The sequence below is a fragment of the Kutzneria sp. NPDC051319 genome (assembly GCF_040682195.1).
Lineage (GTDB): Bacteria > Actinomycetota > Actinomycetes > Mycobacteriales > Pseudonocardiaceae > Kutzneria.
On record NZ_JBFBAM010000019.1, the window covers coordinates 17,492 to 41,294 of the forward strand.

The window sequence follows — 23,803 nt, forward strand, 5'->3', positions numbered from 1 at the left end:
GGGGGTGTCCGGCGGCCACAATCGCTGCGTGCCGAGTACCTCGACCACGAGCGAGCCCCTGCGGTTCACGCTGCTCGGACCGGTCCGGGTGTGGCGTGGCGACCGTGAGCTGACGCTGGGTCCGCCGCAGCGCAAGGCCATCCTCGCGACTCTGCTGCTGCGGGCTGACCAGGTGGTTTCCGCATCCGAGCTCGTCGACGCCGTCTGGGGTGAGTCGGCGCCGGCGAGCGTGCATGGGGTCGTGCAGACGCACGTGTCGATGCTCAGGAGCGTGCTGGAGCCGGAGCGGCCCCGCCGCGGCCAGGCCAGCGTGCTCCGTTCGGTCGGCAACGGCTACTCGGTGGCCGTCGGCGCCGCGACCTACGACCTGCGCGAGTTCGAGAAGACCCTGGAACTGGCCCGCCAGCAGCGGGAAGAGGGCAACGCCCGCGACGCCGTGGAGTGGTACGCCAAGGCGCTGGCCATGTGGCAGGGCGAGCCGCTGTCGGCCATCCCGGGCCCGGGCGCGGTGATCGAACGGGCCCGGCTCAACGAGATCGTGCTCGGCGTCCAGGAGGAACGCCTGGAGCTGATGGTCGCGCTCGGCCGGCACACGGCCGCCGTCACGGAGCTGTCCGCCCTGACCTCGGCCCATCCCGTCCGCGAACGTTTGCGGGCCCTGCACATGAAGGCCCTGTCCCGCTCCGGCCGGCGGGCCGACGCGCTCCAGGTCTACACCGACACCCGCCGGGTGATGGTGGACGAGCTGGGCATCGAACCCGGCTCCGAGCTGCGGGAGCTACACCACCGCCTGCTGGCCGTGGACGAGCCGCGGCCCGCACAGCCACAGCCGCCGGCCCAGCCCAGCCGCAGGCCGGTCGTGCCGTTCATGGACGAACCGCTGCCGGCCCCGGTCTCGCCCGCACAGCTCCCGGCCGACGTCGCCGACTTCACGGGGCGCACGGCGCTCGTGAAGAAGCTCACGGCCATGCTGACGCCCCGCACGCACCGAACCGCGCCGCCGCGGGCGCTGGTCGCCGGCATCGGCGGCGTGGGCAAGACGGCGTTAGCGGTGCACGCGGCGCACCAGGTGCGCCAGGACTACCCCGACGGCCAGCTCTACGTGAACCTCCGTGGTGCCGGCCCAGACGCCGCGGACCCGCTCAACGTGCTCAGCGCCTTCCTGCGGGCCTTCGGCGTCTCTCCGAACTCCACACCGGCCGACCTGGACGAGCGGGCCGCCATGTACCGCTCGGTCCTCGCGCAGCGGCGGGTTCTGGTCGTGCTGGACGACGCCGCCGACGCGCGCCAGATCCAGCACCTGCTGCCCGGCTCCGCCACCTGCGCGGTGCTGGTGACCAGCCGTCGCCGCCTGCCCGAGATGCAGTGGGACGAGCAGGCCGAGCTGGAGGGCATGTCCCGCGAGGAAGCCCTGACCCTGTTCAGCCGCACCATCGGCGCGGAGCGGGCCGGCAAGGAGACCGAGGCCGTCGCCGAGGTGGTGGACGCCTGCGGGCGGCTGCCGCTGGCGCTGCGCATCACCGCGGCCAAGCTGGTCGACCGGCCGCAGTGGACGGTTCGTTCGCTGGCCGACAAGCTCGCACGGGAAAGGGGCAGGCTGTCGGAGTTACGGGTGGGGAGCCTTGAGGTCGAGGCCACCTTTCACCTGGGCTACGGGCAGCTCGACGCCACCTCCGCCCGCGCCTTCCGGCTGATGTCGCTGGCCGACGGGCCGGGCCTGTCGCTGCCGGCCGCCGCCGCGGTCGTCGGGGAGCCGGAGCCCAGCGCGGAGCCGGTGGTGGAGCGGCTGGTCGACCTGAACATGGTGGCCAGCCCCGCGCCGGATCACTACGCGTACCACGACCTGCTGCGTCTTTTCGCACGCCAGCGGGCCGCGCAGACCGACTCCACACAGGACCGGATCGACGCCATGGTCCGCCTCGGCGACCACTACCTCGGCACGGCGGCGACCGCGGGCTGGCTGATCCAGGCCCCGGCCCAGCCGCGCGAGAAGTTCTGCGTGAAGCCGTACGCGGGCGGCATTCACCTCGCTGACCTGAAGTCGGCCTTCACGTGGTTCGAGGACCAGCAGCCGGCGCTGTTGGCGTCGGCGCGGCAGTTCCTCACCGACCCCGAACTGCCCTCGGAATACGTGGTCGACCTGATCACGTTCCTTGAGCTGTATCTGGCCAACGGCACGCACTTCGGCGAGATCGGGCAGATCGGCGAGCTGGCCGTGCGGGACGCGGAGCGCACCGGGGACCTCAGGGTGGAGGCGTGGGGACGACGCAAGGTGGGCGAGGCGCACCTGCGGCGGTTCCAGCTGCCCGAGGCCCAGGAGCAGCTGAGCCGGTCCATCGCCGCCGCCGAGAAGGCCGGCGACGCCGTGGCGTTGGCCACAGCGATGGATCTGCTGGGCAGCGTGGAGTTCCGGCTGGGCAATGCCGAGCAGTCGCTGGCGCACCTGGACCAGGCGCTGGCCGTGGCCCACGACGCCGGCGACGTCGTGCGCGAGGCGTACGTGCTGGGCACGATCGGCCGCACCCAGTCCGAGCGCGGCGAGTTCGAGCTGGCCATGATCGCCTGCGAGCGCAGCCGTGAACTGCACGAACAGCTGGGCAACGAGACCGGGCTGGCCCGCACCCTGTTCATGATGGGCCTGGTCTACCAGCGCTTCCGCCGTCTCGTGGAGTCGATCGACCCGCTGGAGGAGTCGCTGGCCGTCTGCCTCGGCATCGAGCAGACCTTCGGCGAGGGCCACAACCTGGTCATGCTGTCGAGGGGCTATCTGGCTGACGGCCGGGCCGAGCAGGCCGCGGCCGCGGCGTCGCGGGCCCGAGAGCTGGGCGAGGCCATCGGCGACGCCCACATGCACGCCATGGCCGTGGCCGAACTGGGCAAGGCCCTGCACGCCCTGGGCAAGCACGAACTGGGCGACGAGCACCTGCAGAGCGCCCAGACCCTCTTGACAGAGCTGAACTCGCCCCAGGCGGCGGCGGTTTCTGCCCTCTTGAACAAGAAGTGACGTACCGCAAGCCACCCAATGGGGTGCCAGATTCCCTCGGATGCGGCAGTGTGACGGTGTGCCGATCAGCGACGGGCCCGATGCGGGGGGCGAAGTCATCGAGTTCGACTGCCGTCAGGTGGGATCCGCGCTCGTCGTGTGCTCCCCCAACGGCGCGAGCAAGGCGGCCCGGGTGCTGGCCAACGCCCTGCCCGGGGACCCCGACCGCACGGTCGTGGTGGCCGACTTCCCGCCCGACTCCGGCCCCGAGGTGTGGACCGCGCTGGTGGCCGCGTTGCGCAAACGCGGGCCGATCCGGCTGGCGGTCTCCCGTGCCGGCAGCGGGGAGCTGGGCTCGCCCGCGCAGTGGCTTTCCGACCAGCTGAAGGTCGAGGTCGTAGCGCCGGACGGCGTGCTGCTGCCGGTGCCCGGCGGCTCCGCCTTCGTGATCGACTCGCACGGCGCCGGATGCTGGTACCGATTCCGGCCCGGACATCCGCCGGACCCGATGGGCAGCCGGTTCCCGGCCCCCGAGTGGGAGCCGATGACGCCGGGCAAACCGTGGGCCTCCGGCCGGGCCGGTGTCGCCGAGCCCATCCCCGCCGGCCTGTGGATGCACGCCATGCCGTCGGTGACCGAGGGCCCGAGCCGTGAGCACGCCCGTCCGGTGTTCGCGCTGCCGTGCCGGCCCGATGTGCTGACGATCGTGCTCGGCGGGCCGGAGGAGCGACCGGTGCCGCCGGAGGAGATCCGCGCGCTGCTGACCGCCCTGCCGATGCCGGCCCGCACCAAGGTCCGCATCGCGCCGTACGGGGTCGCGCCGCTGGGCACCGCCTACGCCGGCGAGCCGATCGGGCAGATCATCGCCGACCTGGTCGGCGAGCGGATCGCCGTCTACTCGGGGCTACCGGTGCTGGGCGCGGACGGCATCGACGTCGTGGCCTACGACTCGGCCGGGCAGCCGTCCTGGCGGCCGTTCACCACCGAGCTCGGCTACTGGCCGCGGACCACGCCGAACGCCATGCCCCCCAGCGTGATCGAGCACCGGCCGCCGGTCGGCGGCCTGGTGGCCCTGCGTCCGGGCGTCTACGAGCTGGCCGAGGGCGCGGTCGTGGAGCTGGTCAACAGCGGCCTGTGGATCCGGGATCCGGCGGAGCCGCCGCAGAACAGCCCCGTCCGCACGCTGCCGATGGACCCGCTGTGGGCGCGGATCACGGTGGGCGTGCCGGGCATGCCGACCTCGCCGGAGCTGTTCGCCGCCGCCACCGAGCTGTACTCGCGGCTGGACCCGGACACCCAGCGGGCCGTGCGCTTCGTCTTCAGCGACGCCTCGCAGCTGGTCGAGGACTCCCCGGCCGAGCCGGCGCCCGCCCCGCGGCCGCTGGCCGTGGTGGCGTCGGCCAAGACCGTGCCGCCGACGATTGAGGACACCGACGTCGAGATGGCGCCGGTCATCGACGACGAGGACCTCGAATACGACGACGAGTACGACGACGAGCACGGCAAGCACTCCGACGACGGGCCGACGGCGATCGTGCCGCAACACCTGGTCGCGATGGCCACGCCGCGGGAGGAACCCGAGACAGAGGTGGAGATCACCGCCGTCATCGAGGAGCACTTCGACACAGCGCATAATCCTTCTGGCGCGCCCTTCGACGAGGTCGACCCGGCCGTGGACCTGGGCGCGCCCGAACCGGTGGCCGAGCCCGAGCCGGAGCCGGAACCCGAGCCGATCTGGCACCTGCGCAGCACCCAGGCCGAGCGGGACTGGGTGCGGCACACCCTGGGCGAGAACTACGAGGGGCACGCGGCCGCGGTGCTCCGCCTGATCGCCAAGCAGCCGGGCCTGCGCACGGCCGAGGACGCGACGCTGGAGGCGGTGGTCACCGATCTCGTTGCGGCGCAGATGTATCTGGTCGCCTCCGACCAGATGCTCAACTCGGCGCTGCGCTCCGGCGAGCTGGGCCAGCTCATGCCGTTCGTGCGCTGCGTGGTCTCCGGGCTGCGCCGGATGCCGCCGTTCGAGGGCGCGGTTCTCTGCTACGGCAAGGAAACCCTGGACATCGGGGACATCTTCACCGAGAAGTCGTTCCTCAACACGGCATCCAAACTGGACGCCGAGCTGCCCGGTCCGGTGGAGTACGTGGTGTGGTCGGTCAACGGCCGCAAGGTCGACGGCATCGGCGATGCCGTCGACCGCGTGGTCTTCCTGCCGGACACCAGGTTCCGCGTGGTGTACGCCAGCAAGACCCGGCTGCTGCTGGTCGAGGACGACGTGGCCGAGCAGTCACTCGGCCGGCTGGAGCGGGCGGTCGCCGACCGGGAAAGCATGTCCACAGTGGACTATCCCGGCGTCGAGTCGCTGGAGTGGCCGCTAGGCTTCGGCGCGTAGCTTGGCGAAGTCCTTGAACACCTGCGCGGCGCTCTCCCGGCCGATCCGGCCGTTCTCGCAGCTCTGCCGCTCGTAGCCGGCGAGCGCGCCGAGCTTGTCCTCGTGGCCGTCGCGCACGGCGATCAGCTTGTCCGCCAACAGTTCCGCGTCGATCACGGCCAGATTGGCGCCGAGGCCGCCGGGCGGCGCGGGGTGCGCGGAGTCGCCGAGCAGCGTGACGGCCCGGGTCGGCCACGGCTCGATCGGGTCGCCCTCCTTGATCGGGGAGACGCCGCTGTTGTTGACGTCGGCGTGGGCGATCAGGGCCTTGAGGTCCGGGTGCCAGTCCGCCATCAGGTCGAGAACCGGTTGCAGGTCAAGGGTTTCCGGCGTGCCCGGCAGCAGTAGCACCCAGCGGATGTAGCTGGGCGTGTCCGGCAGCGTCACGTCCGGGGCCAGCTCGGCCGCCGCCTGCACCGGCGGTCGCTGGAACTTCATCTTGCCCAGCATCAGCTGCACGTTCCTGGCGCTGACCATCGTGCTCCAGCCCGGGATCAGGTGCTCGAAGCCGTCGATCGGGGTGCGGCCGATCGCGCCGTACACCGGGAGATCGTGGATGCCGATGTGTGGCAGCAGTTGCCGGCGAACCGTCGAGCCCGCTCCGTCCGCCCCGACCAGCACGTCGGCGTCGTCCGTGGTGCCGTCGGCGAAGTGGGCCCGGACCCGGCCGTCGGGCAGTTCCTCGTAGCGGTCCAGCTTCATGTCGTACCGCAGGTGCTCTTCGAGGCCGGCGATCAGCAGGTGCCGCAGCACGTTCCGGTCGTACATGCGGCCCTCGTCGTCGTCCCGCTCCTTCTCGCCGAGCACGTTGAGCTGGGAGTCGACCACGCGGCCGGTGTTCTCGACCAGGCCGCTGACCGCCTCCAGCAGCGGGTAGAGCCGGGGCTGGACCGCGCCGTAGAGGGCCTTGAGCCCCTCGGCGCCGAAACCGATCCGGTAGCCCTGGAAGCGGGCCTCGATCGCGCTGTCCCGCTCGTAGACCCGCACGTCGATGCCCGCGTCGAGCAGCCGCTGGGCCAGCGCCAGGCCGCCCAGTCCGGCGCCGATGACCACGACCTTCATGACCGTTCCCCCTCCGAACCATGTGAACTAAGTTCACGTGAACTTAGTTCACGTCGACCGGGATGGCAAGCTGTTCCGCGTGACATCGCGACGGGACGAGGTGCTGGCGGCCGCGCTTGACCTGCTGGACGAGGTGGGTCTGGACGCGCTGACCACGCGCAAGCTGGCCGAGAAGCTCGGCGTGCAGCCCGGTGCGCTGTACCGGCACTTCGACAGCAAGCGCTCGCTGCTGCACGCCATGGTGGCCCGGCTGACGCTCGACGCCGGCATCGAGGGAGATGTGCCCGAGGACTGGGCCGGGATGCTCCGGTACGCGGCCGTCGGCGCACGGGCCACCGTGCTGACCCGTCGCGACGGGGCCCGGCTGATGGCCACCTACCTGGTGCCGGCCGACGAGACCGCGCAGATGTTCTGGCGCCGCCTCGTCGGCGCGCTGTCCGCCGCCGGGTTCGCCGAGTCCGACGCCCTGGTCGCCGTGGACACGACCTTCGCCTACGTAAACGGCTTCGCCATCGAGGAGCAGTCACGCGACGGCCACCCCGCCGAGCCGGGTCAGCGGGCGTTGCGGGACAAGGCTTTCGAGGCCGGCCTCGACCTGATCATCGCCGGCATCACAGCCAGCCGGAGCTGACCGAGGAGGTGCGGCGCACCGCCGCCACCACCGCCTGCCACGGCGGCAGCGGCCTGTGCGGCACCGGTCGGTTGATCCAGCGGGCCGTGCCGAGATTGTCGTTGCACGGCAAGGCGATCAGCGACCCCATCGGGAACAGCCCAACCCCAAGCCGGACCAGGTCGGCCAGCACCGTGTTCGAGGTCGACGTGGCCGACGCCGTCAGGAAGACCCAGCGCTCCGGCGTGCCCGCGTAGGCCACGACCGGCCCGGACAGCATCGCCATCGACAGCATCGAGTTGACCTCCGCGCCCAACCCGGCCCGCATCCCGATCGCCTCGACCGGATCTCCCACGGTCAACACGGATACCGACCAGTCGAGCACAGTCATGGGGTGCGTCCTTCCGCCGAGACGGTACGAGGGCCGGGCAGCACGGTGGGGGGCGTGGAGGAGTCGCACCACCCGGCCGTCGTACCGGCGGTGGATTACCACCGCCCGACCACCACGACGCACTCCGGAACCGTGTGGTTCAGCGTCTTTTGGCGCCGCCTTCGGCGTCGCGGGCTCGGCCCCTTTTGGAGGGCCGAGCCGTTCCTTGGGTTGGCGGCCAACGGACACGATGCGGGGAAGGACGCCTTACCCTCGTCCAACGCGGGTAAGGCGTCCTTCCCTGCATGAGCCGGGAGCTAGGCGAAGGCGACCGGGGGCCGGGTCTGGGCGCGCCCGGGATTGTCGGGGGCACGGCAGAAAACCGGGTTTCGGTGTGACGCTGGGCGGGACTCGCGGGGGTGGGCCTGAAACCGGCGTTCGGTGGGTCTGAGGGTGTGACTCGCGGGGGTCAGGCGGCGAGGAGGGCGGCTATCTCGGTGGCGCGGGGGTCGCCGAGCTGGGCGAAGATGGCGGCGGCGGCCAGATAGGTCTCGCGGGCCGCGGGCAGCTCGCCCCTGGCCTGCAGGGCGGTGCCGCAGACGTGCAGGGCGCAGGCCTCGCCGTGCCGGTCGCCGAGCTCACGGAACACGCTGCACGCCCAGCGGGCGTTGCTGAGGGTCTCGCCGTAGTTGCCCAGATCGAAGTGGATGCGGGCCAGTTCCGACCGCCCGAACGCCTCGCAGCGCCGGTCGCCGAGCTCGTGCACGATCTCCAGCGACTGGCGCAGGTGTTCCAGCGCCTGTTCGACCTCGCCGCGGTTGCGGTGGGTGCGGGCCAGCTTGACCAGGGTCATGCCCTCGTAGCGCCGGTCCCCGAGGCCGCTGAAGATCTCCAGCGCCTGTCTCAGGTGCCGCAGCGACTCGTCGCCGAGCCGGGAGGCGGCGCCGATGTCGTACAGCAGGGTCGCGGTGCCCTGCTGGTCGCCGAGCCGCTGGGTGATGCCCAGGCCCTCCTGGAAGCAGCCGATGGCCTCGTCGTACCGGTTGCGCCGCCAGTACGCGTTGCCCAGGCTGCGCAGCGCCAACGCCTCGATCTCGGCGACGTCGAGCGACCGGGCGGCGGCCACGGCCACCTGCTGGGTGGCGATCCAGTCCTCCCAGTACGAGCGCAGCTCCAGGAAGTACACCAGCGCGGTGGGCAGCTTCCAGCCCGTCTCGTGATCGCCGATGCGGCCGGCCTCCAGGCAGGCGGCGACGAGATTGACCCGTTCCTGCTCCAGCCAGGCCAAAGCGTGGTGGTACGCCTCGAAGGCCAGCGGCTCGCAGTGCTCCAGCACCGGCTCCAGCGGAATCGGCCGGTTCTGCGGCATCAGCACGCGATCGGCGGCGGCCGAAGTGTGCAGGTACCAGGACATCAGCCGCCCGGTCGCCGCCGCACGCTCGGCCGGCGGCTCCTCGGTCAGCGCCCGCTCGGTGGCGTACACGCGCAGCAGGTCGTGCAGCCGGTAGCGGTCGCGACCGATGGCCTCGACGAGGTGACAGCTGCTCAGGCCGTCCAGCATCCGCCGGGTGGCCACCAGCGGGGCCTCGCTCAGGGCGGCCACGGCCGCGGTGCCGATCTCCGGCCCGGGATGCAGGCCCAGCAGCCGGAACGTGCGCGCCGCCTCGGGCTTCAAGGCGTGGTACGACCACGAGAACACCGCTCGCACCGCGGTCGTCTCGTCGTCGGGGGAGGACAGCACGTCGAGCCGGTCCTGCTCGTGGCACAGGGCCTCGGCCAGGTCGTTCACGGTCATGTGCGGCCGGGCCGCGAGGTTGGCGGCGATGATCCGCAGGGCCAGGGGCAGGTGCCCGCAGCGGTCGGCCAGCGTGGCCAGCGCGTCGGGGCAGCCGGTCAGCCGCTCCTCGCCGACGCTGCGCACCAGCAGCTCCCGGGACTCGTCGGCGGACAGCACGTCCAGCGTGATCCGGTACGCCCCGTCCCGCGCCACCAGGCCGCCCAGCCGGTTGCGGCTGGTGACCAGCACCATGCACGTCTGCGAGCCGGGCAGCAGCGAGCGCAGCTGATCGGTGCTGGCCGCATTGTCCAGAACGACCAGAATGCGCTTTCCCGCTATCAGGCTGCGATACATGCTGGCCTGTTCCTCGGCCGCCGACGGCACCTGGTGCGCCTCGACGCCGAGGCCTCGCAGCAGCTGGCCCAGCGCGTCGATGGCCGACAGCGGGGGCTGGTTGGGGTCGAAGCCGCGCAGGTTCACGTACAGCTGGCCGTCGGGGAAACGCCCGGCGATGGTGTGCGCGAAATGCACGGCCAGCGCGGTCTTGCCGATGCCCGCGATGCCGTCGATGGCCGCGATCAGCACGCCGCGCTCAGTGGTGTCCAGATGCCGGCGCAGCAGCGCGAGTTCCGTGTCGCGGCCGGTGAAGGTGTTGATGTCGTGGGGCAGCTGCGCCGGCACGACGGGCCCGCCGAGCGGCGCCGCCGGGGCGGCGGCCGGGCGGGGCGCGCGGTCGGCGAGATCGGGGTCGTTGGCCAGGATTCGGGCGTGCAGACGGCGAAGCTCCGGCCCGGGCTGGACGCCGAGCTCGTCGGCCAGCGTCCGGCGCGTCTCCGCGTACACCTCAAGGGCCTCGGCCTGCCGCCCGCAGCGGTACAGGCCGCTCATCAGCAGCCCGCGCAGCTTCTCCCGCAACGGATGCTCGTGCACCACCCGCGACAGCTCGGCCACCACGTCGGTGGCCCGGCCGGTGTGCAACATGAGCGAGGCTCGGTGCTCCACGGCGGTCAGGTACAGCTCGGCCAGCCGCGTCCGCTCCAGCTCCGAGAACGGGCCGGGAATGCCCGACAGCGGCGCGCCCCGCCACAGCGAGATGGCGCTTTCCACGTGGGACAGCGCGCATTGCGTGTCGGTCCCGGCCTGGCGCATGGCCGCGATGTGCGTCTCGAACGCCGTCAGGTCGACCTGGTCCTCGGACAGCCGCAGCAGGTAGCCGGAGCCGGCGCTGGCCAGCACCTGGGACGGCGCCCGGTTGGTGCGGTCCGGCTCAAGGGCCCGCCGCAGGCCGGCGATGTAGGTGTGGACGCTGCCCTCGGCGCTGGCCGGCGGGTGCTCGCCCCAGACGGAGTCGATCAGCTCGGTGCGGGACACCGCGCGGCCGGCGTTGCTGGCCAGCACCGCGAGCACTGCTCTCTGTCGGGGCGCGCCGAGATCGATCTCCACGTCCCCGCGCCAGGCGCGCACCGGTCCCAGCACCTCGACCCTGATGGTCGAGCCGGGATCGGTCTCGGGGACGGGCATCTGACCTCCTGTTCGCGCGACCAGTGTGGGCTCGGCCGCTCCGCACTGCCAGTTCCGGGGCGGTCAACGCGACGGACGGGGTGTCTTGTTCCCACTTACCGAGGCGTTTCCCCGCTCGTCGTATCACACCGCGCCCCACGGGGGGAACGGGCCGATCGTAGCGACAACAGGATCGCCACAACCAGAACCGTTGGCGGGTCAGGAAAAGGTGAAAGAGATTCGTACCAGTGGGAATGGCGAAGGGGGCTTTTCTCCACGCTGTGGAGAAAAGCCCCCTTCACAGGAAACTCTGAGACAGTCAGGCGGGGATGGTGGGGTACAACGGGAAGCGCTCGGTCAACGCCACCACCCGGGCCCGCAGCGCCGCCGCGTCGAAGTCCGGCGTGAGCGCCCGCGCGACGATGTCGGCCACCTCCCGGAAGGCCTCGTCGTCAAATCCGCGCGCGGCCAGCGCCGGGGTCCCGATCCGCAGACCCGATGTCACCATCGGCGGCCGCGGGTCGAACGGCACCGCGTTGCGGTTGACCGTGATCCCGATGTCGTGCAGGCGGTCCTCGGCCTGCTGCCCGTCCAGTTCGGACTTGCGCAGATCGACCAGCACCAGGTGCACCTGCGTGCCGCCGGTGAGCACGGTCGCGCCCGCCGCCACCACATCGTCACCGAGCAACCGCTCGGCCAGGATGCGAGCGCCGGTCAGGGTGCGCAGCTGCCGCTCCCGGAACGACTCGGACGCCGCCACCTTGAACGCGACCGCTTTCGCGGCGATCACGTGCTCAAGCGGACCGCCCTGCTGGCCGGGAAACACCGCTGAATTGATCTTCTTGGCCAGCGCCTGCTCGCAGAAGATCACGCCGCCGCGCGGGCCGCCCAGCGTCTTGTGCGTGGTCGTGGTGACCACGTGCGCGTGCGGCACGGGGCTCGGGTGCAGTCCGGCGGCCACCAGCCCGGCGAAGTGCGCCATGTCCACCATCAGGTACGCGCCCACGGAGTCGGCGATCCGCCGGAACTCGGCGAAGTCCAGCTGCCGCGGGTACGCCGACCAGCCGGCGATGATCAGCTTGGGGCGGTGCTCCTGCGCCAGGCGCTCCACCTCGGCCATGTCCACGTGGTAGTCGGACTCGCTCACGTGATAGGCCACGACGTTGTACAGCTTGCCGGAGAAGTTCAGCCGCATGCCGTGCGTCAGGTGCCCGCCGTGGGCCAGGTCCAGGCCCAGGATGGTGTCGCCCGGGCTCAGCAGCGCCATCATGGCCGCCGCGTTGGCCTGCGCGCCCGAGTGCGGCTGCACGTTGGCGTGCTCGGCCCCGAACAGCGCCTTCACGCGGTCGATGGCCAGCTGCTCGATGACGTCCACGTGCTCGCAGCCGCCGTAGTAGCGCCGGCCCGGGTAGCCCTCGGCGTACTTGTTGGTCAGCACGGAGCCCTGCGCCTCCAGCACCGCCAGCGGCGCGAAGTTCTCGGAGGCGATCATCTCCAGCGTGCCGCGCTGCCGGCCCAGCTCCGCGTCGACCGCCGCCGCGACCTCCGGGTCGAGCTCGTGCAGCGACGCCGTCAGCTCGACCGGCGTCACTCGCCCTCCTTGATCAGGGCGGCGTAGGCATCGGAGTCCAACAGGTCGTCGGGGTCGCCGTCGACGCGCACGGAGAACAGCCAGCCGTCGCCGTACGGGTCCGAGTTGACGGTCTCCGGGCTTTCCTTGACCGCGTCGTTGACCGCCACGACCTCGCCGCTGACCGGCGAGAACAGGTCACTGACCGACTTGGTGGACTCCAGCTCGCCGCACGGCTCGCCCGCCGTCACGGCGTCACCCTCGTTGGGCAGCTCCGCGTAGACGATGTCGCCGAGCTGCTCGGCGGCGTACTCGGTGATGCCGATGCGGGCGACGCCGTCGGAGACCGCCACCCACTCGTGCTCGGCGCTGTACCTAAGGTGGTCGGGGATGGTGCTCATGTCGAAGCCTTTCAGGATGAACGACGGTAGAAGGGCAGCTCGACGACGTCGACCGGGGTGATCGTGCCCCGGATGTCGACGGCGAGCGCGGAACCGGGAACGGCCCGGTCGGCGTCGACGTAGGCCATCGCGATCGCGTGGCCCAGCGTCGGCGACGGCGCGCCGCTGGTGACCTCGCCGATCCTCGCACCGTCGGCCGGATCCACCACCGGGTACCCATGCCTCGGCCCGCGCCGGCCGTCGGTGACCAGGCCGACCAGCTTGCGGGCCGGCGTCTCGGCCGAGGCCTTGGCCAGCGCGGCGCGGCCGACGAAGTCGCTGGGCTTGTCCAGCTTCACCACGCGGCCGAGGCCCGCGGCGTACGGCGTGAGTTCGGTGGTCAGCTCGTTGCCGTAGAGCGGCATGCCGGCCTCCAGACGCAGCGTGTCGCGGCACGACAGTCCACACGGGAGGATCTCGCCCGAGTCGGCGACCGCCTTCCACACGGCCTCGGCGTCCGCCGGCGCCACGAACAGCTCGAAGCCGTCCTCGCCGGTGTAGCCGGTGCGGGCCAGCAGCGCGGGCCGGTCGGCGACGGTGGTGGGGTAGGAGGCGTAGTACTTCACGGTCGACAGGTCGGTCGGCGTGAGCGGGGCCAGCAGCGACACCGCGCGCGGGCCCTGCACGGCGATCAGCGCGTACTCGGTGGAGGCGTCGCGGACCTCTGTCTCGAAGTCCTCGGCCCGGTCGAGCAGCTCGCCGGCCACCAGGGCGGCGTTGCTGGCGTTGGCGACGACCATGTAGTCCTGCTCGCCGGTGCGGTAGACGATCAGGTCGTCCAGGATGCCGCCGTCGTCGCCGCAGATCATGGTGTACCGGGCGCGGCCGACGCCGATCGCGGAGGCGTTGCCGACCAGGGCGTAGTCGAGGGCCTGGCCCGCCTGCGGGCCGGAGAGCACGATCTCGCCCATGTGCGTGAGATCGAAGAGGCCGGCGCCGGTGCGCACGGCATTGTGCTCGGCGACGTCACCGGTGTAGCGCAGGGGCATCTGCCAGCCCGCGAAATCGGTGAACTTGGCGCCGAGGCGCTCGTGCACGTCGTGCAGCGGCGTGCGGCGTGGATCGGTGCCCATCAGGAGACCCCTCGTGTGGTGGAGTGAGCCTCCCCCTCTGTCATGGGCCTGAGAGTTTCACCGGCGAACCGGCTTTCCCCTTGGGCGAGGCGCGATGGGCACGCCTGCTTTTCAGAGTCGCCTGTCCCGAGCGGTAGGGGTGCCTGAGAGATTCCGGGGAGGATTTGCTCCTTCGGCGCCTGCCCGACCTCGACAGGACTCTCCCGCTCGGTGTGAGCAGCGAAGATGTACTTGTGCCGGCCACCGTATTTGGAGGTGGCCGGCACGGTCAAGATTCAAGCGTCGTACCCCTTCAGATCACACCCGAGCGCATGGCGTACGCGACGGCGTGCGGACGGTTGCGCAGGCCGAGACGGTTCATCACGGCGTAGACGACGTTCTTCACGGTGCGCTCCGAGTAGGAGAGCTTGGTGGCGATCTGGGCGGTGTCCCAGCCCTCGGCCATCAGCCGCAGCACGTCGATCTCCCGCGGGGCGAGCCCGGAGGCGGTGAGGCCGTTGGGCCGCAGCACCTCCTTGTGCAGGCGCTCCACCTGCGCGAGCAGCGAGCCGAGCAGCGTGGGAGGCATGTCCCCCATGCCCCGCTTGGCCGCCAGCACCGCGTGCACGAGACGCTCGCCGCTGGCCGCCGCCTTCGGCAGCACCGCGACCACGCCGCACTCCACGGCCGCCAGCAGGTCGGCGTCGTGGAACCGGTCGGTGACGAGCACGATCTTCACGGGCGTGGACTCGGCGGTCCGCCGCAGCAACCCCATCACATCGGCGTTGACCGCGTCGGCGCACACCACGAACACCTGAGCCTCGGACAGTCTGCGCTCCGGCACAACCTGGAGCTCGGCCCGCGCCCGCAGGCAGCTGATCGCGCCGGCCAGGGTGATCGGATCGCCCGCGTGGACGGCTACCCACACTCTGTCCATGGTGTGTCCTCCTCGCTGTGTACCCCCAGGAACACACTGTGCAACGACCTTCTTCAGAGGATCTTCACGCCGCCTCCATGTCGTAGAGAAAGTCCTGACCAGCGGTTTTGGCGAAGTCCACTCGATCGGGCGATCGCGACAAGGTAAAAACGGGCACCGGAACGTCGTGTTCGGGCACACTCTCGGGCCGATGGCCTGGGAAGTTCCTGGTTGACCTGGGATCGTCTCCAGTAGGCTGACCGCAGTCCCCCGCGCGAGCAGGAGGAGCCTGTTGGTCGTCGAGGATGCCGCCGCCACGCTGTCCCGGACCACCGCCGAACGGGCGCGATTGCCCGAACTCGCCGAGGTTCTCGCCGCCTGCGCCGGCCATCTCACCGATGAACTGCTCACCGCCGCCCGGTTCTGGCTGGCCGAGGGCCGCTGTCTGGACGTGGCCCGAGCAGTCGCCTTCGCCGTTGTCCATCTACACGTTCCGGTGACGGCGCACCATCACCGGACCTTGGTCGACGCCTTGGTGACGGGCGGTCATGATCCTGTCGCAGTCCGTGGCGTGGAGCCGGCCCGGTGGCCGGCCGCGCTGCCCTTCACGTTCGTGGACGGCGGCTGGTCCGGCGACGACCGCATGGACGAGGCCGCCGTCGCCGCCGTGGCCGACTATCCCGGCGGGCACGGCGTCTGGCGGGCGTGGCGGATGCCGCTCGACGGCTCGCCGTGGCCGGCGCCCAAGCGCGTCTATCTCATCCAGGCCGGCGAGCAGGTCGACGTGGTCGCGCTGACCGCCCGGACCCAGCAGTCGCTGGCCGCCGCCGGCGAGCCCGCGCCTCAGGTCGAGGCCTACACGGTCGGGTCGCGGCTGGCCGCATATCAGCTGACGGTGCGGCGCAACGGCACGCTGCTGTGGACCTGTCAGTCGCCAAATGTGGACCAAATCACACCTTGACGCGCTGCGTCTGTTCCTTCTCGCGCGTGTACCAGGAAGAATGACGGCGGGGGTACGACCCCGGTCGGACAACCGCCTGGCCGGGCTGGGGAGGAAGCTGGATGTCCGACAACGATGTCCTTGGTTCTGCCCTCCGGGTCGCCCTCCTGGGCCCGGTGCGGGGCTGGGCCGGGGATCGCGAGTTGGAGTTGGGCGCGCCGATGCAGCGCGCGCTGTTCGGCCTGCTCGCACTCAGCCCGAACCGGATGGTCGGTCGGTCGGAGCTCATCACCGCGCTGTGGGGCGAGGCCGCCCCGGCCAGCGCCGAGGGCAGCGTGCACACCTACGTGGCCGGTCTGCGCCGCGCCCTGGAGCCGAACCGGACGCATCGGGCGCCGTCCACGGTGCTCGTCAACGCCGGCCCCGGTTATCTGCTGCGGATGGAACCCGACAATCTCGATGTCACCGCCCTCAACGGACAGCGTGAGCGGGCTCGGCTGCTGCGCGGCGAAGGACATCCCGAACAGGCCGCGGCCGAGCTGGACTCGGCACTGGCGCTGTTCCGCGGCACCCCGTTCGACGGCCTGTCCTGTCCTTACGTGGAGCAGGAACGGCCGCGGCTGAACGAGCTGCGGCTGCTGGTGATCGAGGAGCGGGCCAGCCTGATGCTGGACCTCGGCCGGCACAACGACCTCGCCGCCGAGCTGCCCGCCCTGGTCCGCGAGCATCCGCTGTGGGAGCGGTTGCGTGGACTGCTCATGATCACCCTCTACCGCTGCGGCCGGCAGGCCGACGCGCTGGAGGCGTACCAGGACGCCCGCCGGGTGCTGGCCGAGGAGCTGGCCATCGAGCCGTCGCCCGAGCTGCGCCGGCTGCACGGCAAGATCCTGCGCAACGACCCCGAGCTGGCCGCGCCGCAGCCCGTCCGCTCGGTCGCCGAACCGCCCGCCGGTCCCGTACCAGCACAACTGCCGCACGACGTGCCCGGCTTCACCGGCCGGGCCGCCGAGATCGCCGAGCTGGACCGCTTCCTCGACGAGACCTGCAACTCCGTGCTGATCTCCGCCATCGACGGCGCCGGCGGCATCGGCAAGACCGCGCTGGCCGTGCACTACGCGCACCGCATCACCGATCGTTTCCCCGACGGGCAGCTGTACGTCAACCTGCGTGGCTTCGACCCCAAGCTGCCGCCGCTGATGCCAGTGGACGCACTGGGTTACCTGCTCCGTGGCCTCGGCGTGCCGGCCCGGCAGGTGCCCGCCGACCTTGACGACCAGGCCGGCATGTACCGCAGCCTCGTGGCGGGAAAGCGCATTCTGGTCGTGCTGGACAACGCCGCGAGCACCGATCAGGTTCGGCCGCTGCTGCCCGGATCCCCGTCCTGCGCCGTGATCGTCACCAGCCGCAACCGGCTGTCCGGTTTGGTCGCCCGGGACGGCGCCCGCCGCATCACCCTGGACGTGTTGAGCACCGACGACGCCGTCCGGCTCATGGTCGGCATGCTCGGTCGTCCGCGCGTCGACGCCGAGCCCCAGGCCGTGCAGGACCTCGTCCGGCTGTGCGGCAACCTGCCGCTGGCGCTGCGCATCGCCGGCGACCGCGCCGCCACCCATCCGCACCTGATGATGTCCGACCTGGCCGGCGACCTGTCCAACGAGCGCGACCGGTTGGACGTGCTCGCGCCCGACGACGACGAGTCCACCGCGGTTCGGGCCGTGTTCTCGTGGTCGTACCACGCCTTGAAGCCCGACGCCGCCCGTGTCTTCCGGCTGCTCGGCCTGCACCCCGGCCCCGAGTTCAGCACCCCGGCTGCCGCTGCCCTCACCGGCCTGCCCGTGCCCATGACCCGGCGGCTGCTCACCGACCTGACCGACCGTCACCTCCTCGGCGAGGTCGACCGCGACCGCTACCGTCTGCACGACCTGCTGCGCGTGTACGCCGCTGAGGAAGTCGAGCAGGGCGAGGACGAGCGGGACCGGTCGTTGGCCATGGAGCGCATGACCGACTGGTACCTCTACACCGCCAGCAACGCCGACAACGGTTTGCGGGGGCAGGCCAACGACATGCCCATCGGCACCCCGCCCCGGGAATGCGCCCCCCTGCCCTTCGCCGGCTACCTCCAGGCTTTGCAGTGGTTCGACACCGAGAACGAGAACCTCGGCGCCCTCGACCGCGTCGCCGGCGAGAACGGCCGCCACCTCACCGCCTGGCGGCTCGGCGTCGTCGTATGGGAGTTCCACCGCCTGCGCCGCGACTTCGACCAGCTCATCGCCTTCTCCCGCGTCTCCGCCCGCGCCGCCCGGGCCATGGCCGACCCCATCGGCGAGGCCCTGTCGCTGAGCTGCATCGCCGCCGCCAGCGCGCATCTGGGCCGCCAGGCCGATGCTGTGGTGGCGTTGCGTCAGATGCCTTCCGTCGAATACGGGCCTGGGGACACTCATCGGGAGATGAGCACCCTGTCCAATCTGGCCGAGGCGTATCGGGGCAGCGGGATGATCGGGGACGCGCTGGCGCACTACCGGCGTGCGCTGGGGTTGGCGCGTATCGCCGGGAGTCGTTGGCACGAAGGCGATCTGCTTCGGGGGCTTGGGGAGACGTACCTGGAGTTGGGGGAGCTCCAGCATGCGTTGGACTGCTGCCGCTCGGCGTTGACGATCTTCCGTCAGCTCGGGGATCTGTACGCGCAGAACACCGTGCTGCAGGATCTCGGTGGGACGCTGTTGGCCATGGGGCGGCAGGATGAGTCCGTCGCCGCCTTTGCCGACGCTGTGGCGATTGCTCGGCGTATCGGGCATCGGCACGCTGTCGACCAAGGGCTGCAAGGGTTGGCTGCCGCAAAGGCCGTCGCGTCCTGAGTGGACGGAACGGCAATCGCCGTGCTCCTAACCGGACCGCTCGGCGTTGGCGACGATGGCGTCGTGGACGTACTGGGACAAGCCCGGAACCATGGCATCGTAGTTCTGGCCACTGCGCTCGTTGTTGCGGTAGTGCACGGCCAGCTCGCGGTGGGTGGCGTGGTCGCAGTCGTGGAACCAACGGGCGGTGTGCTCGCGGTGCTGCTCGGCGAGGTCCATGGCGAGCGGGGACGTCGGCGGGGTGCCGGAGAGCATGGCCTCGGCCCAGGCGCGGTTGATGGCGGCGAGTTCGGCGCGGAGTTTTTCCCAATCCTGCTGGGAATAGCGGGCGGTGCGCTGTTGGCGCTGGACGAACTCCTTGCTGTCGCCCCACTTCTGGACGGCGGACGTGGCATGGGCGACGAAGTCCTGGCCGAAGACGGCGCGGCGCTGCTGGGGTGTCAGGCCGATGCCGGCGGCGCGGGCGGACAGCTCGTGGTCGATGACGGAGACCATGGCGGTGAAATGCGAGATGCGCTCGGTCAAGAGTTTTCGTTGGCGCTGAAGATGATGCTCGTCGGTGATGTCCCTGTCGGCCAACAGCGAGGCGATCTCACCGAGTTCGAGACCGAGCTCGCGGTAGAAGACGACCCGGGTCAAAGCCTGCACGTCGGTGTCGGAATACAGGCGGTAGCCGGCGGTGCTGCGCTTACTGGGCTGAACCAAGCCGATCTGGTCGTAGTGGTGCAGGGTGCGGATGGACACTCCGGCCAACTCCGCCGCCGCGCCCACGGTGTACTTGTCGTCTGCCATGAGATCACTGTGGGCCCTGACGTCACGTGAGGGTCAAATCGTTTGCCACGGGTGCTGACAATGGGCCCATGACCACGCTGACGAAGCCGACGCTGTGCCCCTCCGCTGACGCGGGGCGGGGCCAGCAGCAGCGGCGTGGTCGGGGAGGGTCGACGCCGCCCCGCACGTGAGCGGGGCCCTGGTCGCCGGGCTCGTCGCGGGCTTTGGCATTGCCATACCGGTGGGAGCGGTCGGGACCTACCTCATGGCACTCACGGCCCGGACCTCGCTGCGCACGGGCGCAGCGGCGGCCCTGGGAGTGGCGACGGCGGACGGCCTGTACGCACTGATCTCCACCCTCGGCGGCGCGGTGTTAGTGCCGGTGATCCAACCGATCACGGAGCCGCTGCGCTGGGTCTCGGCGGCGGTCCTGACGGCGCTGGCGCTGCGGGGAGCGGTCAAGGCGGTCCGGGACCACGGAAGGCCGCAGGAAGCCGGCACGGGGGAACTGACGGGGCCGGGCCGGGCCTACGTGGCCCTGCTCGGCATCACGCTGGTGAACCCGATGACCCTGATCTACTTCACCGCGCTGGTGCTCGGCGGCCCGACGGCCACGGACGGACCGGTGTTCGTCCTGGCGGCCTTCGCCGCCTCGGCCAGCTGGCAACTGCTGCTGGCCGGCGGCGGCGCGCTGCTGGGCCGGGCACTGTCGGGGCCGCGAGGGCGGCTGGCGACGGCGCTGGTGTCCAGCGCGGTGATCGTGGGCCTGGCGGTTGGCCTGCTTAAAGGGTGATGCCGCGAGCGTTGAGCCACGGCAGGGGGTTGATCTTCTTGCCGGACGGGTCCCACACCTCGAAGTGCAGGTGCACGCCGGTGGACTCGCCGCGGTCGCCCATCCTGGCGATCTGCTCGCCGGCCTGGACGTGCTGGCCGACGTGGACGGAGAAGGTGTCCATGTGGCCGTAGACGTTGATGCTGCCGTCGGCCAGGCGGACGCGGACCCACAGGCCGAAGCCGGAGGCGGGACCGGCGTCGATGACGACGCCGTCGGCGGCGGCCACGATGGGGGTGTCCATGACGTTGGCGATGTCGATGCCGTAGTGGAACGCGCCCCAACGGCCGCCGAAGCCGGAGCTCAGCACGCCCTGGGCCGGCTTGACGAACAGCGGGCGGTGGTCGGCCTGCCACTTGGCGGCGGCCTGGGCGGCGAGGTCGGCGGTGACCTTCTCGGTCGCGGTGAGCTTCTGCGCCTCGGCGGCGGCGTCGCCACCGCGCTGGATGGGCAGCACCTCGGGGGCGCCGACGGTGTCGCCGCCGATGCCGAAGGCGTTGGCGGCCTCACGGGCGTCGGCGAGCGGCTTGATGCCGTCGGTGGTGTGTTGCGCGGGGGTCAGCGTGCCGCCGTACGCGGCAGCGGTGAACGCGCCGAGTGCGACGGCGGCCACGGCGACGCGGCCACGGAGCGCGGACGGGGGAGGGGGTAGCCGGTGGGAGCCACGGGTACGCGTGGCATCGGCTTGCTCGATGCGCCTCGGGGTTGGCGCGGTGGAACGTTTCGAGCCGCCGGGGGAGCGGTACTGCGTCAAAGCCTGCCCTTCCGCCTCGGGGAGCCGGACCACTGCGAGCCGGGACGGGGTTCCCGGGCCGCCGCATTCGGGGTAGCGGCAGCGTGTCGCGTACGTGATCAGACCGTGACAACGGACCGCGAGAAGGTAACGAAGTCGATCCCCTAGGGGCAAGCCCTGGGAGGGGGCCTCCCTCGAACGGGTTTCAGCTGGAAAGCTCGGACGAGGCGCTATGACCGTGCGTGATCGGTGATGTGCGCAGGGGGTCGTACTGGCTGGTAGCCCGTTCGGACGGACGGTCGTGCCCGCGAACGAGGCAGCCCGCGACGAGCCGTGATGCACGTGAATCCACGGGCAGTGCCCAGTGACCGACATCACGCAGGCAGTGCTCCTCGATGTCCAGGTCCGGGTGGCTCAGCCGGGCGTTGGACTGCGGCAGCACGATCTGGTCGGCGGGCGTCCACACCGACACGAACCGGGTGCGGCAACCCGGCGCGGGCTCGTCCAGCTCGGCCAGCAACTGCGACCCCGGCCGCAGCTGACGCGCGAGCCCGGTGGGCATCAGGTACGCGGCGACGGTGCCCCGGTGCGGCGTGCCCAACGTGACCAGCGTGTCGATCCGCTCGTCGCCGCCGCGGCGCTGCACGTAGTAGCGCGCGATCAGGCCCCCGAGCGAGTGCCCGACCACGTGCACGCGGTCGGCCCCGGTCAGCTCGCAGACCTGCTCGACCTGCTCCCCGAACATCGACGCGGCCGTCCGCACGTCCCCGGTCACGGCGGTCAGCACGCTGTAGTTCACCGCGTGCACCACCCCGAATCCCCGACGGCGCAGCGCGGCTCCCAACACCGCGAACACGGACCGGTTGTCCCCTATTCCGTGCAGCAGCAGGATCGGGGTGCCCGCCGCGTCCATGGCCGAAACCAACAGTCCGCGGGCTCTTGGGGACATGGCGTCGGTCCGGTAGTGGGCGTACGGCCCGTCCGGGTGGAGGCGTTCCGCCGTTGCCCCCCACGGGTAGAGTGCGGCGTGCGCGGCCAGCCATGCCGATTCGACGGCAACACCCCGGAGGGTGCTGGCCAGTCGACCGAGCACGCCGTTACCCATACGAGTGACGGTAAATTAACTGTGCAACTTTTGCGATACGTATCAGTTCACGATTAGTCATCTCCTCGCTACAGCGTGCCCTTCCGTGTCGCGTTGTAGGGTCGCCCCCGTGAGTGAGCGGCCGAGGTCAACACACCCCCGTCTCGCCGATCGGCGGGCCGCCCGGAGCGGCGAGCCCGAAGTCGATCCAGAACCGCTGGACACGAGCCTGCGACCGGCCATCGCCGTCGCGGCGGCCGGGGCCGTGCTGCAGATCGTGGGGCTGGTCGTCGGCGTGGTCGACGCCCCGGCGGGCTACACGTCCTGGCCGCTGGCCGCCGTGCTGGCCCTGCTGCCGCCGATCGCCGCCGCGATCTTCGTGGGCAACCGCAGACCGGCCGCTGCCGGCGCGCTGCTGATGGTGTTCGCCGCCGTGTCGGTGGGCCGCGCCATTGCCGACGTGCAGCTGGCCGTCGATGCCAGCCGCGTGTCGCGGCCGGATCTGGTCGCGGTGGACGGCACGGTCCCGCCCAACGCCTCCTTCGGGTTGTGGCTGCTCATCGTGGGATTTGTCGTCACGGTGGCGGCCGGTGTGCTGGCCCGCGACCGTGATCGCCCGACCGACGAGGAGCCGCGCCGCGGCCTGGTCGTCGGCGTGGCCGGCCTCGGCCTGCTGATCGCGGTCGGCCTGGTGATGGCCCCCTTCGCGTCCGACAACCCGCTGCTGCCGGCCGACGGCGTGTTCGACTCGCCGGCGCTGGCCCTGGTCGGCGGCCTGCTGGTGGCCCTGGTGATGCCGGCGGGAGCAGCCGTCGCGGCGACCTCCGGCGACGCCGACTCGGTCCGTGGCGGCATCGTCGGCGTCGGGCTGGCCGCGCTGGTCGTGGGCCTGCCGCCGGCCGTCGCCGGCTTCGTGATCGACGACCTGCACCCGTCGGCCGGGCCGTGGATCGCCCTGGTCGGCGTCGCGCTGCTGGTGCCGTTCGCCTTCGTCTCGGTGGGGCGGCGGGAGCAGTCCCTCGACGAGGACGTCGACCTGCCGGGGCGGGGCAACCTGCACATCGGGGCCGGCGTCGTCGGCCTGGTCGCCGCCGCGTCCGGTCTGGTCGCCGTGGCGCTGCCGCTGCTGTCCCTGCCGGAAGGGGCCGCGGTGCCGGAGAACTACGCGATCCGGCTGCTCACGCCGGCCAGCGTCCTGGTGGGCGTGCTCGCCGTCGGGCTGCTGGTGCCGGCCTGGGCGGCGCTGGTGCGGCCGGCGTTCACGGTCGCCTGCGCCGGCATCGCGCTGGCCGTGGCCAGCGGCTTCGACAACGTGCTGTCGGCGACCGGCGTGATCACCAGCAAGGCCACCCCCGGCGCCGGCGTGTGGTTCGGGGCGCTGGCCGTGCTGCTGGCCCTGGTCGCCGTGATCATCGCGACGCTGGCCGGCGCGCTGGAGCGGGAGGACGTAGACCTGTCCGAACTGGCGGCTCGTCCCGTGCTCGGCTGGATCGCCGGCGTCGCGTCGCTGCTGGCCATCGGCGCCTTCGGGTTTCCGGCCGTCACCGGGCCGGAGTACGAGTCCGCCGGCCTGTGGACGTTCCGCATCGCCTCGACCGGCGCGGTCGTCGCCGTGCTCGCGGTGATCGCCGCCGCCGCGCTGGCCGCCCGATCCCGGCCCTCACGGGGCGCCGCACTGCTGTTCGGCGCCGCCGGCGTCGCCGTCGTCCGGGCCTTGGAGTTCGTGTTCACGGGCGCTCGCGCCGCCGGCTCCGCCCCGTCGCTGGGCACCTGGCTGGCCGTCGCCTGCGCTCTGGTCCTGGTTGTAGGCGGCGTGTTGGCTGTGTCCGCAAAGGGTGAATCAGCGGGCCTGGACTAGGGAGTCGCGAGGCCGCGCC

General features: G+C 71.5%; 17 protein-coding genes and 1 riboswitch. Of the genes, 7 read left to right on the forward strand and 10 right to left on the reverse strand.

Features of this window, described 5'->3' with window-relative positions:
• The first annotated feature begins 28 nt into the window (after nucleotides 1-28).
• Nucleotides 29-3,004: a BTAD domain-containing putative transcriptional regulator gene (locus AB0M73_RS20990; protein WP_363892752.1), complete on the forward strand. Its 2,976-nt coding sequence runs from the start codon at nucleotides 29-31 to the stop codon at nucleotides 3,002-3,004.
• A 40-nt stretch (nucleotides 3,005-3,044) separates the two neighbouring features.
• On the forward strand, nucleotides 3,045-5,375 hold the full coding sequence (locus AB0M73_RS20995) for a hypothetical protein (RefSeq protein ID WP_363892754.1): 2,331 nt from the start codon (nucleotides 3,045-3,047) through the stop codon (nucleotides 5,373-5,375).
• Here AB0M73_RS20995 and AB0M73_RS21000 read toward each other — a convergent pair.
• The gene (locus tag AB0M73_RS21000) at nucleotides 5,358-6,476 is read right to left on the reverse strand and encodes an FAD-dependent monooxygenase (protein ID WP_363892756.1); all 1,119 of its coding nucleotides are present in this window, start codon (nucleotides 6,474-6,476) and stop codon (nucleotides 5,358-5,360) included. The genes AB0M73_RS20995 and AB0M73_RS21000 overlap by 18 nt on opposite strands.
• 79 nt (nucleotides 6,477-6,555) lie before the next feature.
• Between AB0M73_RS21000 and AB0M73_RS21005 the strand changes: the two genes are divergently transcribed.
• Nucleotides 6,556-7,107 (forward strand): TetR family transcriptional regulator, encoded by a 552-nt coding sequence (locus tag AB0M73_RS21005; protein WP_363892758.1) that lies wholly within the window; start codon nucleotides 6,556-6,558, stop codon nucleotides 7,105-7,107.
• On the opposite strand, the gene AB0M73_RS21010 is transcribed toward AB0M73_RS21005, so the two are convergent.
• From AB0M73_RS21010 to AB0M73_RS21035, 6 genes are all read right to left on the reverse strand, one after another.
• Nucleotides 7,088-7,477: a hypothetical protein gene (locus AB0M73_RS21010; protein WP_363892760.1), complete on the reverse strand. Its 390-nt coding sequence runs from the start codon at nucleotides 7,475-7,477 to the stop codon at nucleotides 7,088-7,090. The two genes, AB0M73_RS21005 and AB0M73_RS21010, sit on opposite strands and share 20 nt — an antisense overlap.
• A gap of 448 nt (nucleotides 7,478-7,925) precedes the next feature.
• On the reverse strand, nucleotides 7,926-10,754 hold the full coding sequence (locus AB0M73_RS21015) for a BTAD domain-containing putative transcriptional regulator (RefSeq protein ID WP_363892762.1): 2,829 nt from the start codon (nucleotides 10,752-10,754) through the stop codon (nucleotides 7,926-7,928).
• A 298-nt stretch (nucleotides 10,755-11,052) separates the two neighbouring features.
• Nucleotides 11,053-12,324 (reverse strand): serine hydroxymethyltransferase, encoded by a 1,272-nt coding sequence (glyA, locus tag AB0M73_RS21020; RefSeq protein WP_304413671.1) that lies wholly within the window; start codon nucleotides 12,322-12,324, stop codon nucleotides 11,053-11,055.
• The gene (gcvH, locus tag AB0M73_RS21025; protein ID WP_043721688.1) at nucleotides 12,321-12,704 is read right to left on the reverse strand and encodes a glycine cleavage system protein GcvH; all 384 of its coding nucleotides are present in this window, start codon (nucleotides 12,702-12,704) and stop codon (nucleotides 12,321-12,323) included. Before gcvH ends, glyA begins: the two co-directional genes overlap by 4 nt.
• Before the next feature lie 11 nt (nucleotides 12,705-12,715).
• A complete protein-coding gene (gene gcvT, locus AB0M73_RS21030; RefSeq protein ID WP_363892765.1) occupies nucleotides 12,716-13,816 on the reverse strand; it encodes a glycine cleavage system aminomethyltransferase GcvT in 1,101 nt (366 codons plus the stop codon).
• Nucleotides 13,817-13,937: 121 nt separating this feature from the next.
• Nucleotides 13,938-14,032, reverse strand: a riboswitch (glycine riboswitch).
• A 76-nt stretch (nucleotides 14,033-14,108) separates the two neighbouring features.
• Complete coding sequence (locus AB0M73_RS21035) at nucleotides 14,109-14,732, reverse strand: response regulator transcription factor (RefSeq protein ID WP_043721691.1); 624 nt, start codon at nucleotides 14,730-14,732, stop codon at nucleotides 14,109-14,111.
• A gap of 271 nt (nucleotides 14,733-15,003) precedes the next feature.
• Here AB0M73_RS21035 and AB0M73_RS21040 point away from each other — a divergent pair, with 271 nt between their 5' ends.
• Entirely contained in the window at nucleotides 15,004-15,672 is a 669-nt protein-coding gene (locus tag AB0M73_RS21040; protein ID WP_363892768.1) for a hypothetical protein, read from the forward strand.
• Nucleotides 15,673-15,773: 101 nt separating this feature from the next.
• Nucleotides 15,774-18,506, forward strand: a complete 2,733-nt coding sequence (locus tag AB0M73_RS21045) for a BTAD domain-containing putative transcriptional regulator (protein WP_363892770.1) — start codon at nucleotides 15,774-15,776, stop codon at nucleotides 18,504-18,506.
• Between the two features lie 27 nt (nucleotides 18,507-18,533).
• On the opposite strand, the gene AB0M73_RS21050 is transcribed toward AB0M73_RS21045, so the two are convergent.
• A complete protein-coding gene (locus AB0M73_RS21050; RefSeq protein ID WP_363892772.1) occupies nucleotides 18,534-19,298 on the reverse strand; it encodes a MerR family transcriptional regulator in 765 nt (254 codons plus the stop codon).
• Between the two features lie 166 nt (nucleotides 19,299-19,464).
• Between AB0M73_RS21050 and AB0M73_RS21055 the strand changes: the two genes are divergently transcribed.
• A complete protein-coding gene (locus AB0M73_RS21055) occupies nucleotides 19,465-20,070 on the forward strand; it encodes a LysE family transporter (RefSeq protein WP_363892774.1) in 606 nt (201 codons plus the stop codon).
• Here AB0M73_RS21055 and AB0M73_RS21060 read toward each other — a convergent pair.
• Entirely contained in the window at nucleotides 20,060-20,722 is a 663-nt protein-coding gene (locus AB0M73_RS21060; protein WP_363892776.1) for a M23 family metallopeptidase, read from the reverse strand. The two genes, AB0M73_RS21055 and AB0M73_RS21060, sit on opposite strands and share 11 nt — an antisense overlap.
• Before the next feature lie 325 nt (nucleotides 20,723-21,047).
• Nucleotides 21,048-21,947 carry an alpha/beta fold hydrolase gene (locus tag AB0M73_RS21065; protein WP_363892778.1) on the reverse strand — a complete coding sequence of 300 codons (900 nt, stop codon included), beginning with the start codon at nucleotides 21,945-21,947 and terminating at the stop codon, nucleotides 21,048-21,050.
• Between the two features lie 109 nt (nucleotides 21,948-22,056).
• Between AB0M73_RS21065 and AB0M73_RS21070 the strand changes: the two genes are divergently transcribed.
• A complete protein-coding gene (locus AB0M73_RS21070; RefSeq protein WP_363892780.1) occupies nucleotides 22,057-23,784 on the forward strand; it encodes a hypothetical protein in 1,728 nt (575 codons plus the stop codon).
• Nucleotides 23,785-23,803 lie beyond the last annotated feature (19 nt).